General features: G+C 71.5%; 13 protein-coding genes. 4 read left to right on the forward strand and 9 right to left on the reverse strand.

The genetic code is table 11. The features are described from left to right. The first annotated feature begins 45 nt into the window (after positions 1–45). Positions 46–840: an ABC transporter ATP-binding protein gene (locus ADK57_RS02170; RefSeq protein WP_053747589.1), complete on the forward strand. Its 795-nt coding sequence runs from the start codon at positions 46–48 to the stop codon at positions 838–840. Between the two features lie 5 nt (positions 841–845). Then, complete coding sequence (locus tag ADK57_RS02175) at positions 846–2,435, forward strand: transporter (protein WP_078972898.1); 1,590 nt, start codon at positions 846–848, stop codon at positions 2,433–2,435. Positions 2,436–2,571: 136 nt separating this feature from the next. Here the strand turns inward: ADK57_RS02175 and ADK57_RS02180 are convergent, their stop codons facing one another. Together ADK57_RS02180 and ADK57_RS02185 are read right to left on the reverse strand one after the other, a co-directional pair. Next, positions 2,572–3,549, reverse strand: coding sequence for an alpha/beta fold hydrolase (locus ADK57_RS02180; RefSeq protein WP_053747591.1), 978 nt, complete (start codon positions 3,547–3,549; stop codon positions 2,572–2,574). A gap of 674 nt (positions 3,550–4,223) precedes the next feature. Then, positions 4,224–4,916, reverse strand: a complete 693-nt coding sequence (locus ADK57_RS02185; protein WP_053747592.1) for a metal-dependent transcriptional regulator — start codon at positions 4,914–4,916, stop codon at positions 4,224–4,226. 214 nt (positions 4,917–5,130) lie between these two features. On the opposite strand from ADK57_RS02185, the gene ADK57_RS02190 reads away from it, so the two are divergent. Continuing rightward, positions 5,131–5,886 (forward strand): SIS domain-containing protein, encoded by a 756-nt coding sequence (locus ADK57_RS02190; RefSeq protein WP_053747593.1) that lies wholly within the window; start codon positions 5,131–5,133, stop codon positions 5,884–5,886. A 108-nt stretch (positions 5,887–5,994) separates the two neighbouring features. On the opposite strand, the gene ADK57_RS02195 is transcribed toward ADK57_RS02190, so the two are convergent. The 3 genes from ADK57_RS02195 to ADK57_RS02205 all read right to left on the reverse strand — a co-directional run bounded on the left by ADK57_RS02195 (position 5,995) and on the right by ADK57_RS02205 (position 9,492). Continuing rightward, positions 5,995–7,401: a PAS domain-containing protein gene (locus ADK57_RS02195; RefSeq protein ID WP_053747648.1), complete on the reverse strand. Its 1,407-nt coding sequence runs from the start codon at positions 7,399–7,401 to the stop codon at positions 5,995–5,997. 150 nt (positions 7,402–7,551) lie between these two features. Then, a complete protein-coding gene (locus ADK57_RS02200; protein ID WP_053747594.1) occupies positions 7,552–8,028 on the reverse strand; it encodes a GNAT family N-acetyltransferase in 477 nt (158 codons plus the stop codon). 363 nt (positions 8,029–8,391) lie between these two features. Beyond that, positions 8,392–9,492, reverse strand: coding sequence for a citrate synthase 2 (locus tag ADK57_RS02205; RefSeq protein WP_053747595.1), 1,101 nt, complete (start codon positions 9,490–9,492; stop codon positions 8,392–8,394). Positions 9,493–9,873: 381 nt separating this feature from the next. On the opposite strand from ADK57_RS02205, the gene pdxH reads away from it, so the two are divergent. Next, on the forward strand, positions 9,874–10,503 hold the full coding sequence (pdxH, locus tag ADK57_RS02210) for a pyridoxamine 5'-phosphate oxidase (protein WP_420711833.1): 630 nt from the start codon (positions 9,874–9,876) through the stop codon (positions 10,501–10,503). On the opposite strand, the gene ADK57_RS02215 is transcribed toward pdxH, so the two are convergent. Genes ADK57_RS02215 through ADK57_RS02230 form a run of 4 tightly spaced genes read right to left on the reverse strand, consistent with a single transcriptional unit; the run spans position 10,493 to position 14,643 of the window. After that, the gene (locus tag ADK57_RS02215) at positions 10,493–11,152 is read right to left on the reverse strand and encodes a TetR/AcrR family transcriptional regulator (RefSeq protein ID WP_078972899.1); all 660 of its coding nucleotides are present in this window, start codon (positions 11,150–11,152) and stop codon (positions 10,493–10,495) included. The two genes, pdxH and ADK57_RS02215, sit on opposite strands and share 11 nt — an antisense overlap. Then, the gene (locus ADK57_RS02220) at positions 11,140–11,883 is read right to left on the reverse strand and encodes an enoyl-CoA hydratase family protein (protein WP_053747598.1); all 744 of its coding nucleotides are present in this window, start codon (positions 11,881–11,883) and stop codon (positions 11,140–11,142) included. The genes ADK57_RS02215 and ADK57_RS02220 overlap by 13 nt, the downstream gene beginning before the upstream one ends. Then, positions 11,880–13,448: a 4-coumarate--CoA ligase family protein gene (locus tag ADK57_RS02225; protein ID WP_053747599.1), complete on the reverse strand. Its 1,569-nt coding sequence runs from the start codon at positions 13,446–13,448 to the stop codon at positions 11,880–11,882. Before ADK57_RS02225 ends, ADK57_RS02220 begins: the two co-directional genes overlap by 4 nt. Positions 13,449–13,476: 28 nt before the next feature. Beyond that, on the reverse strand, positions 13,477–14,643 hold the full coding sequence (locus tag ADK57_RS02230; RefSeq protein WP_053747600.1) for an acyl-CoA dehydrogenase family protein: 1,167 nt from the start codon (positions 14,641–14,643) through the stop codon (positions 13,477–13,479). Positions 14,644–14,696: the final 53 nt, after the last annotated feature.

Here is a 14,696-nt window from a genome sequence, read left to right on the forward strand (position 1 = left end):
AGTCCCGCACCCCTGGGCGGCGTTGTCCCACCGTAGGGTTCACCCATGACGTCGGGAGCAGTAGCGGGTGCAGCCGCCGTACGGGTACGTGGGCTCTGGAAGCGCTTCGGGCAGCAGGTTGCCGTTGCCGGGATCGATCTTGATCTGCCCGCCGGCAAGTTCATCGGCCTCGTCGGGCCGAACGGGGCCGGCAAGACCACCACGCTCTCCATGATCACCGGACTGCTGCGGCCCGACCAGGGGTCCGTCGAGGTCGTCGGGCACGACGTGTGGCGGGACCCGGTGGAGGTGAAGGCGCGGATCGGGGTACTGCCGGAGGGGCTGAGGCTGTTCGAGCGGCTGTCGGGGCGCGAACTGCTCGCCTACTCCGGGCGATTGCGCGGACTGCCCGGGGCCGAGGTCGACAAACGGGTCGCCCAGCTCCTCGACGTCCTCGACCTGGCGGGCGCGCAGCACAAGCTCGTCGTCGACTACTCGACCGGTATGCGCAAGAAGATCGGGCTCGCGGCCGCGCTCCTCCACAACCCCGAAGTGCTGTTCCTCGACGAGCCGTTCGAGGGCGTCGACCCGGTGTCCGCGCAGACCATCCGGGGCGTGCTGGAGCGGTACACCGCCTCCGGCGCCACCGTCGTCTTCTCCTCCCACGTCATGGAACTCGTCGAGTCCCTGTGCGACTGGGTCGCGGTGATGGCCGCGGGCCGCATCCGCGCCCAGGGCACGCTCGCCCAGGTCCGCGGCGACGCGCCCACCCTGCAGCGGGCGTTCCTCGAACTCGTCGGCGCGCACGGCCGCGACACCGGCTCCCACCTCGACTGGCTGGGCGGCGGGACGACCCGATGAGCACCATGACGGCCTCCATCACCCCCGTCGTCGTCCGGCTGAAGCTGTCCCTGTTGCGCAACGGACTACGGCAGTCCGGTGGCCGGCGGGCCGCCTACATCGCCTCCGCCGTCGCCGTACTGCTCTTCTCCGCGTTGCAGCTGATCGGCCTGATCGCACTGCGCGGACACGAACACGCCGCGTCCGTGGTCGTGCTGCTGGTCGCGGTGCTGGCTGCGGGCTGGGCGGTGATGCCGCTGTTCTTCCCCGGCGGCGACGAGACCCTCGACCCCACCCGCCTGGTCATGCTCCCGCTGCGGCCCCGCCCGCTGGTGCGGGCACTGCTCGCGGCCTCTCTGGTCGGCATCGGCCCGCTGTTCACGCTGTGCATGCTGGCCGGTTCCGTCGTGTCGGTCGCGCACGGGGGTGTGGCGTACGCCGTCGGAGTCGTCGGCGCCGCCCTCGCGCTGCTGGTGTGCGTGGCGCTCGCGCGGGCCGTGGCCGCCGCCAACCTCCGGTTGCTGACCAGCCGCAAGGGCCGGGATCTCGCGGTGCTGAGCGGACTGGTCATCGCGATCGGGGCGCAGGTCGTCAACTTCGGTGCGCAGCGGCTGGGGGCCGGTGGTCTCGGCCAGCTGGACGGGCCCGCCGACGTGCTGAAGTGGGTGCCGCCCGCCTCGGCTGTCGGGGCGGCGGACTCCGCGAGCGAGGGGTCGTACGGCGTGGCCCTCCTCCAACTCGCCCTGACCGCGGCGGCCCTGGTGGCGCTGCTCCTCGTGTGGTCACGGCATCTGACCGCGCTGATGACCGCGCCGGACGGCTCCACGCTCCAGGCCGCCGACTCCACCGCCCGCGAACGGACCTCGACCGGCCTGTCCCGGCTGCTGCCCGCCGGCCGCACCGGCACGGTCATGGAGCGCAGCCTGCGCTACGTGTGGCGCGACCCCAAGACCAAGGCGGCCTGGGTGACGTCCCTCGCCATCGGCCTGATCGTGCCGGTGTTCAACGCGTTGCAGGGCAGCGGCTCGATCTACTTCGCCTGCTTCGCCGCCGGGATGCTCGGCGTGCAGATGTACAACCAGTTCGGCCAGGACACCTCCGCGTTCTGGATGGTCGCGATGACGATCTCCTCGACCCGGGACGCCTACGTCGAGCTGCGCGCCCGCGCACTGGCCCTGCTGGTGATCACCCTGCCGTACGCCACCCTCGTGACCGTCGTGACCACGGCCCTGCTCGACGACTGGCCGAAGCTGCCCGAGGTGCTCGGGCTGTCCTTCGCGCTGCTCGGGGCGATGCTGGCGACCGGCGCGTGGACGTCCGCGCGCTTCCCGTACTCCATCCCGCAGGAGGGCTACAAGAACGTGGCCCCCGGGCAGTCCGGGCTCGCCTTCATGGCCATCCTGGGCGGCATGGTCGCGTCGGCCCTGCTGTGCGCCCCCGTCATCGCCGGGACGATCTGGCTGAACGTCAGCGAGGGCGGCGACGAGTGGAGCTGGCTGCTGCTGCCGGTGGGGGCGGCCTACGGGGCGGCGATCACGGTGGCGGGGCTGCGCATGGCGGCCCCGCGCACGGCTCGGCAACTCCCGGAGATCCTTACGGCGGTCAGCAAGGGGTGAGCTTCCCGGGGAGGAGACCTGGGACGGCGTGCCTGGCCGGGGGGCCCGGGGTGGAGATCTGGGCCGGGGACCTGGGGCGGAGACCCTGGGCCGGGGACCTGGGGCGGAGACCCTGGGCCGGGGACCCGGGGCGGTGTCAGCCCGTGCGGTCCGTGAGGACCGTGTCCAGGAACGGCTCGACCGCGCCCCGCCAGGCATCCGGTTGGTCGTAGTGCACGAGGTGGCCGGCGTCGGCGACCTCCGCGTACTCGCCGCGGGGCAGCACGCGGACCATCTCCTGGGCCTCGGCACGGCCCAGCTCGCCGTCCAGACCGCGGACGACCAGGGCGGGGCACTGCACCTGGGCGAGCTCCTCCCAGTGGGCGTCGTACACCCAGGTCTCGCGGGACTCGAGCATCTGCTCCGGCTCGAAGACGGGACGCCAGCCGTCGGAGGACTCGTGCATGACCTCGGCGTAGAACTCGCCTCGGGACGGGTTCGGGCGCTCCACCCAGGGATCGTCCTCGCCGAACCACTTGCGGACGTCGGCGAGCGTGGCGAAGGGGACGGGCCAGGCCTTGAACCAGTCCTCCCACTCGCGCTGCGAGGCGGCGCCGAGCGCGGAGGCCCGCATGTCGCAGATGATCACCCCGTGGACCAGGTCGGGGCGCTTGGCGGCGAGCTGCCAGGCGGTCAGGGCGCCCATGGCGTGTCCGATGAGGACGGCCGGTCCGAGCCCGAGCTGTTCGAGGGCGGCCTCGGCGTCCTCGACGTACGCCCCACGCGTGTAGGACGCCCGTGGGGGCTTGTCGCTCTGGCCGTGGCCTCGCTGGTCGAGGGCGACGGCACGGTGCCGCTCGGAGAGCCAGCGGGCGGTGGACGCCCAGTGCGAGGCGCGGCCCATCAGTCCGTGCAGTAACAGCACGCCGGGGGCCCGCTCGGGCTCCCCTGGGCCGGACTGCGCGGGCTCGGGCCGGTCCGCGGTCCGGTCTTGTGCGGCCTGCTTCGGTACGGCCTGCGTCGGTGCGGCCTGCTTCGGTAGATCCTTCGCCGGGTCCGTCTTGGGAGGATCACCGAACTCCCAGGCGGCGAGGCGTACGCCGCCCGCCCCGGTCACGTCGATGCGTCGCGCCATTGGTTCCTGGCACCCCCCTAGCTCCGCTCGGACCGCTCGCTCCCGCTCCAGTCGGCGGGGTCTGTGAACCGCGTCCTGCCTGCCGTGTCTGTCGCGCCTGCCCCACACCCCTGAAGCGCAGGTTCGCCGTGTTGCGTCACCCGCAGACTATCGAATGCCTATTCGAAAATGCCGTTCTCACCGACAAGACCCCTCGTTCGAGTGACCACCCTCAAGGAATGATCCCCGCCGCCGAGGGGAGATCTTCAACGGGAGGCGGACCGCTCGGGGATATCGGTCCGAAGGGGATGACCCTGAGAGCTCGGGGCTCCGGGTCAGCACAGGGGAGGACAGGCCCCGGCGCCGCAAGGCGCCGGGGCCTTCCACACGTCTGCGGCACATCATCCCGCCCCCTCCCCGGCCGGACACGGCATCACTGCCGGACCGCGGCCAAGAGCCCCTCAGGTCATATGCCTCACGCGACAGCCTCGCACGGGAAGCGTCCGAGCGCTGCGATTCGGCACAGTGAATCTTGGATTCGACGAGATCGCCGGGAGACCGCCGGGACACCGCCGGAAGACCACAACTGCCCCACCAGTCACGGAAGTTGAGACGGTGGTCGTCAGGGCCGGTCGCACCGCCGAACCGCTCGGCGCAGGGCCACGAAACCGCTCGGCGCCGGGCCACGCAACCGCTCAGCGCTTGGCCACGAACACGTGGGAGGCCACAACCGCCTCCAGCTCCGCCGCCTCGCCGCCGCTGCCCACGAGCACCCCGCCCGCCGACTCCGTCACGCTCACCACCGAGCCGGGCTGCACGCCCGCCCGGCGCAGCGTGTACATCAGCTGCGCGTCCGTCTGGATCGGCTCGCCGATCCGGCGCACGACGACCGTCTTGCCCTCGATGCCCGGGTCGAGATCGGCGAGCGACACCATGCCCTCGTCCAGGAACGGGTCGGCGCCGTCCTTCTCGCCCAGCTCCTCCAGGCCCGGGATCGGATTGCCGTACGGCGACTCGGTGGGGTGGCGCAGCAGCTCGAGCACCCGCCGCTCGACGGCCTCGCTCATCACGTGCTCCCAGCGACACGCCTCCGCGTGCACCTGCTCCCACTCCAGACCGATCACGTCGACGAGCAGGCACTCCGCGAGCCGGTGCTTGCGCATCACGCGCGTGGCGAGCCGACGGCCCTCGTCCGTGAGCTCCAGGTGACGGTCGCTGGCGACGGACACCAGGCCGTCGCGCTCCATCCGCGCCACCGTCTGGCTGACCGTCGGCCCGCTCTGGTCGAGCCGCTCGGCGATCCGGGCGCGCATGGGGACCACACCTTCCTCCTCCAGCTCGAGGATGGTGCGGAGATACATCTCCGTGGTGTCGATCAGTCCGGACATACGTGCCCCTTGATGAGATCTGCCGGAAGCACGACAGCTTCCCGGCTTGTGCGCTGGCCCTGGCACCAATTCTGCCGGATACCACTGACAAGCGTGCCGCGCCGTTGAAACCGACGGGTTACAGAGCGGTTCTCATCGGCCGTATTGACATCCCACTGGTCCAGACCGCACCGTGATCCGCGACACAGACTCCCGACGCTCCGAAGGGGCCCGCATGAGCGACAGCACGCCGGCCGGTCAGTTCTTCGACGCCGCGATCGGCCTGCTGCAGCGGGTCCGGGACGAGGAGGCCGGCAACATCGAGGCGGCCGGCGTGCTCCTCGCCGACACCGTCGCCTCCGGCGGCCGGCTCTTCGCCTTCGGCGCCGGTCACTCCTCCCTCGCCGCGCAGGACGTCGTCTACCGCGCCGGCGGCCTCGCCCTGATGAACCTGCTGGCCGTCCCCGGCGCCCTCGGTGTCGACGTCATGCCCGCCACGCTCGGCTCGGCCCTGGAGCGCGTCGACGGCCTCGCGAGCGCCGTCCTCGACTCCTCACCGGTCCGCGCGGGCGACGCCCTCGTGATCATCTCCCTCTCCGGACGCAACGCACTCCCCGTCGAGATGGCCATGAGCGCCCGCGCCCTGGGCCTGAAGGTCATCGGCGTGACATCGGTGGCGTACGCCTCGGAGACGACGTCCCGCCACCTCTCCGGCACGTACCTCAAGGACCACTGCGACATCGTCCTCGACTCGAAGATCGCCATCGGCGACGCGGAACTCACCCACGACACCATCCCGGCCCCCTTCGCCCCCGCCTCCACGGTCGTCACGTCGGCCCTCCTCCAGGCGGTCATGGCCACGGCAGCGGGAAACCTGGCCGACCGGGGCATCGAGCCGCCGCTGCTGCGCTCGGGGAACGTGGACGGAGGGCACGAGTGGAACGGGCGGGTGTTCGAGGAGTACGGGGAGCGGATCTTCTACCGGCACTAGGTGTGCTGTTCGGCGGAGCGTGCCGCAGACGCGGGGCTTGGCACGCCAATCCACGGCCGATGCGGCGCACCCCGGTGCTGCCGCCTCAAGCCACCCGTCCGCCGCGCTCTACTCCCGCTCCAGCACCTCGGCCAAGTCCAACGCGGACCCGATCCGAACCGCGACATCCTCCGCGTACACCGCATCGCCCCGCTCGAACTGACTCCGCCCCGCCCCCCGCAGAAACGTGACGACCCCGAACGTCCGCCCCCGACTCCGCAGCACCGCACACAGCGCGTGCACCGCGTCCGCGGGCCACTGCCGAGCCCGAGCCCATTCCTGCGCATCCTCGGCCCGCACGGCCCCCACACTCGCCCGCACCGAGCCGACCCGCTCCACACACTGCAACGCCGGGTGTCCCTCCGCGTACCGCACCGGCAACCCCGCCTGCCCCGTGAGCAGGCTCGGCCCCGGCGCCCCTGAAGGCGTCGCCGCGACCCGCACCAGCCGTACGGAGTCCGTCGCCGCCCCGTCCTCCACCGCGCCGCCGGCCACCCGGTCGATCAACGCATGGTCGGCGAACCCGGCCAGCGCGAAGTCCAGATGGACGGCGGCCGCCTCCCGCGGGTCCTCGCACTCGCCGGCGGCGCGGGCGGCACGGTGCAACTGGTTCGTACGGAACCGCAGCAGCGACGCCTCCTGCTCGCCCTGCTTGGACTCGGTCACGTCCTGGAACAGCCAGCCCACGCCGAGCGGCACCGGCTCCTCCGCAAGCGGCGAGGCCAGCCGGACGAACCCACAGCGCCAGCAGCGCCGCTGGTCGCCGTCCGGCGTGCGCACGCTCACCCAGATCTCGGCGGGCGCGGGCGGCGCACCCTCGGCCAGCACATGCGCGAGCGCACTCTCCAACTCCTCGACACCCTGGGCGAGCAGATCCCCGAGAGGCCGCCCCAGCACGGACGTACGCCCGATGCCCAGCGCCCGCGCCGCATGCGCGTTGACGACGGCGGGCCGCAGATCGGCGTCGACGAGCACGACACCCCAGCTCGCGTCCTCGAACAACGCCTCGCTCAGCGCGATGGACCGCTCCAGATCGATCTGCGCGTGCACCTCGCTGAAGGCGCAGTAGAGCCCGGCCGGCTTCCCGTCCGGCCCGCGCACGGCCGCCGACTGCGTCCGTACGAGCACCCGCCCGCCGTCCTTGGTCAGCAGCGCGAACTCGTGCACCTGCCGCCCCGGAGCGTGCATGGCGGACAGCAGCCGCCCCTCCACCTCCTCGGCGTCGGCACTGCGCACCGCCCACCCGGCGAACCCGTGCCGCCCGACGGCCTCGGCCGCGGTCCACCCGAGAATCCGCTCGGCCTCGCGGTTCCAGTGGGTCACCACCCCGTCCGCGTCGAAGGCGCACAACGCCGCGTCCATGCCGTCGAGCAGCGCGGCCAGCAGGTCCGAGCCGTCCGAACCCTCCGGACCGTCCCGCTCGGGCTCGTCCGGCCCGATCTCGTCGGTGGTCCCACTACGCCGGGAAGCACTCACCTGGACCCCCTGCAGGCTGCCGCGTCCGCACTTACGGCACGTCGGTTCGCTCACTGACAATCATCTAACTGGAACGTGACGCAGCACACACCGGGTTCCCACAAGATTGAAGGAATCGTTGCGTGCCGGAAATCCGGGTGCGCCGCCGAACTACGGCGCGAACGGCGCGAGCCTCAGATCCACCCACAGGTCGGTCTCGCCCTCCAGCACATACCGATCGACCTCCACGAACCCACGCACCTCGGCAAACCGCAGCCCGTCCTCATTGACCGCCAGCACACACGTCTCGATCACCCGAGCGCCCAGCACGTGTGCGTACCCGAGCCCCTTCTCATACAACGCCGCCCCAAACCCCCGACCCCGGTACTCGGGCAGCACACGCGCGATGACGGTCGCCACGCCCTCCTCGCCCTCGGGCGGCCGCACGGTCGAACAGCCGACGAGAACGTCACCGAGATACGCGTTCTCCAGCCGATAACGCCCGCTGCGCTCCCGTACCTCGTCGATCCCCATGGCAGCGGGCGGCACGATCACGTTGTGCACGTGCCGCCACTGGTCGAGCATGCGGTCCCCGTCCACCGGCTCGATCCGCAAACCAGCCACGACTGCCACTCCCCCTCCGCACATGCACCTCGAACCGATTCATTCTAAAAACAGGTTGATCGCGCGCCGAGCCGTTCTTAGTGTGTGGGCTACACGAGAAGGGAGGTGGTTCGGCAGATGTACAAGAACCGGACGCGTGAGGTGGCTGCGGGCTAGCGGCCCGTCACCACACCGAGTGCGGTGCCGGACCAGTGCGTGAAAGACGCGCGCAGCCGGCCCAATCCCAGGCAGTCACCCGACCCGCGAGCTCGCCGGTACGTCCGGCCGGCTTCTTCGCCGTCAGGCGGAGGGACCCGAGCTCGCGGGTCGTCTGCGTTCACGGACTTCCCCTGGACGCCGAGCGGCATCACGCGGAGCCGCTCAGCCCCGCGTGATGCGCGGCAGGGCTCAGTGGGCGATGTCCCCGTAGCCCTCGATCTCCTGCGGGTTGCGGGAGCCGGGGCCGATGTAGCGGGCGGACGGCCGGACGAGGCGGCCGGTGCGCTTCTGTTCGAGGATGTGGGCCGACCAGCCCGCCGTGCGGGCGCAGGTGAACATCGAGGTGAACATGTGGGCCGGGACCTCGGCGAAGTCGAGGACGATGGCGGCCCAGAACTCGACGTTGGTGGCGAGGACGCGGTCCGGGCGGCGGGCGTGGAGTTCCGCGAGGGCCGCCTTCTCCAGGGCTTCGGCGATCTCGAAGCGGGGGGCGCCGAGTTCGCGGGCGGTGCGGCGCAGGACGCGGGCGCGGGGGTCTTCGGCGCGGTAGACGCGGTGGCCGAAGCCCATGAGGCGTTCGCCCTTGTCGAGGGCCTGCTTGACGTACGCCTCGGCGTCGCCGGTGCGCTCGATCTCCTCGATCATGCCGAGCACGCGGGAGGGGGCTCCGCCGTGCAGCGGGCCGGACATGGCTCCTACGGCGCCGGAGAGGGCGGCCGCGACGTCCGCGCCGGTCGAGGCGATGACGCGGGCCGTGAAGGTGGACGCGTTCATGCCGTGCTCGGCGGCGGACGTCCAGTAGGCGTCCACGGCCGCGACGTGCTTGGGGTCGGGCTCGCCGCGCCAGCGGATCATGAAGCGCTCTACGACGGACTGGGCCTTGTCGATCTCCCGCTGCGGGACCATGGGCAGGCCCTGGCCGCGGGCGGACTGGGCGACGTAGGAGAGGGCCATGACGGCGGCTCGGGCGAGGTCCGCCCGGGCCTGGGCGGAGTCGATGTCCAGCAACGGTTTCAGGCCCCACACGGGGGCGAGCATGGCGAGCGCGGACTGGACGTCGACGCGGATGTCGCCGGAGTGCACGGGGATCGGGAACGGCTCGGCGGGCGGCAGGCCGGGGTTGAATGCGCCGTCGACGAGGAGTCCCCAGACGTTGCCGAACGAGACGTGCCCGACCAGGTCCTCGATGTCGACGCCCCGGTACCGGAGTGCGCCGCCCTCCTTGTCGGGTTCGGCGATCTCCGTCTCGAACGCGACGACTCCTTCGAGTCCGGGTACGAAGTCGGACATCAGGCGGCTCCTCGTGATGTGTGCGACAGATGATGGGCTGTTGTGGGGGGTGCGGCTGTTGTGGGGGGTGCGGCTGTTTTCGGGGTGCGGCTGTTTTCGGGGTGCGACCACGTGCCAGACGGTGGGAAAGCGTCCGTCCCATGGATCCACGGTTCGTCTCCGAGAACTCGCGGTCCTGGGCGGTACCTCTGTGATGCCCCGTCCGGTCGGCGGTCACCCAACCGGAACGGCATCAGCACGATATCCCCGAGTGCCACCCTTGGGGAGAGGTTGCGGCACTCAGTGCCACGCAGTGATGAAGACCACCGTGCCGAACGACGCCCGCTCATACGGCAGGATGACCGCGTGACCGACCGAGACGCCGCCCTCGATCCCGCCTCCATGCGCAAGCAGTACCGCGCCGAGGGGTTCGCCGAGGCCGATCTGGCCGCAACGCCCGTCGAGCAGTTCGCGCGCTGGTTCCAGCAGGCCGCGACGGAGGGGCATCTCTTCGAGCCGAACGCGATGGTCGTGTCCACGGCGGACGCCGAGGGCCGGCCCAGCTCGCGCACGGTGCTGCTGAAGCACTTCGACGAGCAGGGCTTCGTCTTCTACACCAACTACGACTCCCGCAAGGCCCGCGAACTGGCGGCGAACCCGTTCGTCTCGCTGCTGTTCCCGTGGCATCCGATGGCCCGCCAGGTCATCGTCACGGGCGTGGCGCGGCGCACCGGACGGGACGAGACCGCCGCGTACTTCCGCTCCCGCCCGCACGGCTCCCAGCTCGGCGCGTGGGTGAGCGCCCAGTCCTCGGTGATCGCGAACCGCACCGGCCTGGAGACGGCATACGCGGAGCTGGCCGCCCGCTACCCGGAGGGCGCGCAGGTCCCGGTGCCGCCGAACTGGGGCGGTTTCCGGGTGGCCCCGCAGGCGGTGGAGTTCTGGCAGGGCCGTGAGAACCGGCTGCACGACCGGTTGCGGTACGTGGCGGGGGCGGACGGGAGCTGGCGGGTGGAGCGGCTCAGTCCGTGAGGGCGCTGTGATCGCCGGCACCGACGACGCCTCGGCCGAGCGTGTCCTCCAGCAGCGCCGCCCACTGCGTCACGACCCGGTCGCGGCGGCCGGCGTCGTCGGTCAGCAGGTTCGCGAGGCCCAGCCCCCGGGCCATGTCCAGCAGGCCCTGGACCGTCTCGCGTACGCCCGGCCGGGACTCGTCGGCGCCGAGGAGCTCCACCGCGATGCGGTGGGTCTCGCGGCCGACGCGGGCTTCCAGCTCCGTGACGCGCGGCCGTAGTTGCTCCTCGTTGGAGGCGGCGACCCACAGGTGGAGGGCGGCGCGGAAGAGCGGGCCGGTGTAGAGGTCGACCAGGGCGGACACCACTTCTCGGCGGTCGCCCGCCGCGCCCTGCGGGAACAGGGCGCGCAGGGCCGTGGAGCGTTCCTCGGCGACGTACTCGACGGCGGCCGTGAAGAGGTCCTCGCGGGTCGGGAAGTGGTGCTGGGCGGCGCCGCGGGAGACGCCGGCGCGTTCGGCGACGACGGAGACCGTGGAGCCCGCCCAGCCGTGTTCGGCGAGGCAGGCCACGGCGGCTTCCAGGAGGCGCTGCCGGGTGGCCCGGCTGCGGTCCTGCTTGGGGACCCGGTCGCCCGGGACACGGTCGACCGTGTTCACAGCACCCATGGGGGATCCCGTCGTTCGAGGAAGGCCGTCATGCCCTCGTGGGCGTCGGCGGAGGCGAACAGGCGGGCGGAGAGCCTGGCCAGTTCGCCCGCGTCCAGGTCGAAGGCCTCCAGCACCTTAGCCGTGAGCAGCCGTTTCGTCTCGGCCAGGGCGTGTGGGGAGGCCCGGCGCAGTCCGTCGAGGACGGGGGCGAGGACCTCGTCGACGTCCGCGTGGTCGCCGGCCGCCGTGAGGAGGCCGATGCGGGCGGCCTCGGCGGGGCCGAAGGTCTCGCCGGTGAGGTAGTAGCGGGCGAGGGCGCGGGGGTCGACGCGGGGCAGCAGAGGGAGGGAGATCAGCGCGGGGGCGACTCCGATGCGGACTTCGGTGAAGGCGAAGGTGGCGGTGTCGGAGGCGGCGGCGATGTCGCAGGCGCCGAGCAGGCCGAGGCCGCCGGCCCGTACGTGGCCGGTGACCCGGGCCACGACGGGTTTGCGGAGCTTGACGATCTGCCGGAGCAGTGCGACGAGGGCCTTGGGCTGCGGCGGTTCGCGCAGGTCGGCGCCCGCACTGAAGGTGGTGCCGGTGTGGGTGAGGACGACGGCGCGTACGTCGTCGTCCTTGCCGGCTCGCTTCAGGGCGTCCGTGAGTTCGTGGACGAGGGGGGCGGACAGGGCGTTGCGGTTGTGCGGCGAGTCCAGGGTGAGGGTGGTGATGCCGCGTTCGTGCGTGGGGTGGACCAGGGCGGTCACGTCCGCTCCCTGAGCTGTCGGCGAAGGATCTTGCCGGAGGCGGCGCGCGGGACGCCGTCGATGAAGGTGATCCGGCGGACGCGCTTGTAGGGGGCGACGCGTTCGGCGACGTACATCATGACCTCTCCTTCGGAGAGGTCGGTGGCGTCCGGTTGGCGGACCACGTACGCGTGCGGGACCTCGGTGCCGTCGTCGTTGTAGGCGCCGATGACGGCGGCGTCGGCGATGCCGGGGTGGGTGAGGAGCAGGGCCTCGAGTTCGGCGGGGGCCACCTGGAAGCCCTTGTACTTGATGAGCTCCTTGACACGGTCCACGACGAAGAGCCAGCCGTCGGCGTCGGCGTGACCGACGTCGCCGGTGTGCAGCCAGCCGTCGGGGTCGATCATCCGGGCGGTGGCGTCGGGGCGGCCGAGGTAGCCCTTCATGACCTGGGGGCCGCGGATGAGGATCTCGCCGGACTCGTCGATGCCGAGGTCCTTGTCGGGGTCGTCGAGGGAGACGATCCGCATCTCGGTGCCGGCTATGAGCCTGCCCACGGTCCCGGCGGGTGCCTCGTGCATGGCGTCCAGGGGGACGACGTGGGTGCCCGGAGACAGTTCGGTCATGCCGTATGCCTGGCCGACGGGCGGCAGGCCGAGCCGCTGTGAGCAGGCGGCGGCGAGCTTGGCGTCCAGGGGAGCCGCGGCGCTGATGATGTATTTCAGGGACGACAGGTCGTACTGCGCGACCGCGGGGTGCTTGGCGAGGGCGAGGACGATCGGCGGGGCGACGTACAGGCCGGTGATGCGGTGGTTCTGGATGGCCGCGAGGAAGGTCTCGAGGTCGAAGCGGGGCAGGACGACGACGGTGGCGCCGTTGCGCAGGGGCCCGTTCATGAGGGCCGTCAGGCCGTAGATGTGGAAGAAGGGCAGCACGGCGAGGATGCGGTCGCCGGGGCCGTTCGAGAGGACGGGTTCGAGCTGCGCGAGGTTGGTGGCGATCTGGCGGTGCGTGAGCATCACGCCCTTGGGGATGCCGGTCGTGCCCGACGAGTACGGGAGGGCGGCCACGTCCTCCGCGGGGTCGATGTCGACCTGCGGCTCGGGGGCGGCCGAGGCCAGCATGTCGATGAGTGAGCGGTGTCCCGGGGCGCTGTCGCAGACGAAGATCTCCTGGACGCCGCCGGCGAGTTCGGCGGCCCTGCGGGCGGTCTCCAGGAGCGGTGAGACGGTGACGATCCAGCGGGCCGCGGAGTCGGTGAGCTGCTTGGCGAACTCCTCGGGCGTGGCGAGCGGGTGCACGGTCGTGACGGAGGCCCCCGCGCGCGTGGCGGCGTAGAACGCCGTCGGGAAGGCGATCGTGTTGGGGCTGTGCAGGGCGAGGACGTCTCCCTTGCTGACGCCCGCCTCGGCGAGGGCGGCGGCGACCCGCCGGTGGAAGCGGTCCAGCTGCTCGTACGTGAGCGTGGTGCCGTCGGTGCCGTCGATCAGGGCGGGTGCGTCCCCGAACTCGGCGGCCCGGCCGAGTACCGCTTCGTGGATGGGGAGTTCTACGGGCGGGACGTCTGCGTACTCGCTGCGGAACATGGTTCCTCCTCGCGCGACACGGTGCCGGTCAGTACGACTTGGGCAGGCCGAGGGTCTGGTGGGAGACGTAGTTGAGAATCATCTCCCGGCTCACCGGAGCAATACGAGCCACGCGCGCGGCCGTTATCAACGAACCGAGCCCGAACTCGCGCGTGAGTCCGTTGCCGCCGAGCGTGTGCACCGCCTGGTCGACCGCCTTCACACAGGCCTCCCCGGCCGCGTATTTGGCCATGTTGGCGGCCTCACCTGCGCCTACGTCGTCCCCCGCGTCGTACAGGTGGGCCGCCTTCTGCATCATCAGGCGGGCCAGTTCGAGGTCGATGTGCGCCTGGGCGAGGGGGTGGGCGATGGCCTGGTGGGCGCCGATGGGGGTGTTCCAGACGGTGCGGTCGCGGGCGTAGGTGATCGCTTGCGCGAGCGCGTAGCGGCCCATGCCGATCGCGAAGGCGGCCGTCATGATGCGCTCGGGGTTGAGGCCGGCGAAGAGTTGCAGGAGGCCGGCGTCCTCGTCGCCCACGAGGGCGTCCGCGGGGAGCCGTACGTCGTCGAGGGTGAGCTCGAACTGCTTCTCCGCGGCGGTGAGTTCCATGTCGATGCGGTGGCGGGTGAAGCCGAGTGTGTCGCGGGGCACGATGAAGAGGCAGGGCTTGAGGCGGCCCGTGCGGGAGTCCTCCGTACGGCCGACTATGAGGGTGGCGTCGGCGATGTCCACGCCTGAGATGAAGACTTTGCGGCCGGTGAGGAGCCAGTCTCCGGTGTCGGGGTCGCGGCGGGCGGTGGTGGTGATGCGGTGGCTGTTGGAGCCGGCGTCGGGTTCTGTGATGCCGAAGGCCATCGTGCGGGTGCCGTCCGCCAGGCCGGGGAGCCAGTGTTGTTTCTGGGCGTCGGTTCCGAAGCGGGCGATGACCGTGCCGCAGATCGCCGGTGAGACGACCATCATCAGGAGGGGGCAGCCGGCCGCGCCGAGTTCTTCGAGGACGATGGAGAGTTCGGCGATTCCGCCGCCTCCGCCGCCGTATTGCTCGGGGAGGTTGACGCCGAGGTAGCCGAGCTTGGCCGCCTCGGACCAGAGTTCGTCGGGGTGACGACCCTCGTCGACGACCTTGGTGATGTAGTCGCGGCCGTAGCGCTTGCCCAGCTGTGCGACTGCGGTGCGTAGGGCCTTGTGCTCCTCGGATTCGATGAGGGGGGTCATGCGGCTCCTCAGGGGAAGGGGGGTTCTGCCGTTCGGAGGGTGCGGGTCGTGTG

The sequence above is a fragment of the Streptomyces sp. MMG1533 genome (assembly GCF_001279775.1).
Lineage (GTDB): Bacteria > Actinomycetota > Actinomycetes > Streptomycetales > Streptomycetaceae > Streptomyces.

Excerpts from the sequence above, each read along its gene's own strand:
- ADK57_RS02170 (WP_053747589.1), top strand. The coding sequence starts at position 46 with ATGACGTCGGGAGCAGTAGCGGGTGCAGCCGCCGTACGGGTACGTGGG.
- ADK57_RS02175 (WP_078972898.1), top strand. The coding sequence starts at position 846 with ATGACGGCCTCCATCACCCCCGTCGTCGTCCGGCTGAAGCTGTCCCTG.
- ADK57_RS02180 (WP_053747591.1), bottom strand. The coding sequence starts at position 3,549 with ATGGCGCGACGCATCGACGTGACCGGGGCGGGCGGCGTACGCCTCGCC.
- ADK57_RS02185 (WP_053747592.1), bottom strand. The coding sequence starts at position 4,916 with ATGTCCGGACTGATCGACACCACGGAGATGTATCTCCGCACCATCCTC.
- ADK57_RS02190 (WP_053747593.1), top strand. The coding sequence starts at position 5,131 with ATGAGCGACAGCACGCCGGCCGGTCAGTTCTTCGACGCCGCGATCGGC.
- ADK57_RS02200 (WP_053747594.1), bottom strand. The coding sequence starts at position 8,028 with ATGTGCGGAGGGGGAGTGGCAGTCGTGGCTGGTTTGCGGATCGAGCCG.
- ADK57_RS02205 (WP_053747595.1), bottom strand. The coding sequence starts at position 9,492 with ATGTCCGACTTCGTACCCGGACTCGAAGGAGTCGTCGCGTTCGAGACG.
- pdxH (WP_420711833.1), top strand. The coding sequence starts at position 9,874 with ATGCGCAAGCAGTACCGCGCCGAGGGGTTCGCCGAGGCCGATCTGGCC.
- ADK57_RS02215 (WP_078972899.1), bottom strand. The coding sequence starts at position 11,152 with ATGGGTGCTGTGAACACGGTCGACCGTGTCCCGGGCGACCGGGTCCCC.
- ADK57_RS02225 (WP_053747599.1), bottom strand. The coding sequence starts at position 13,448 with ATGTTCCGCAGCGAGTACGCAGACGTCCCGCCCGTAGAACTCCCCATC.
- ADK57_RS02230 (WP_053747600.1), bottom strand. The coding sequence starts at position 14,643 with ATGACCCCCCTCATCGAATCCGAGGAGCACAAGGCCCTACGCACCGCA.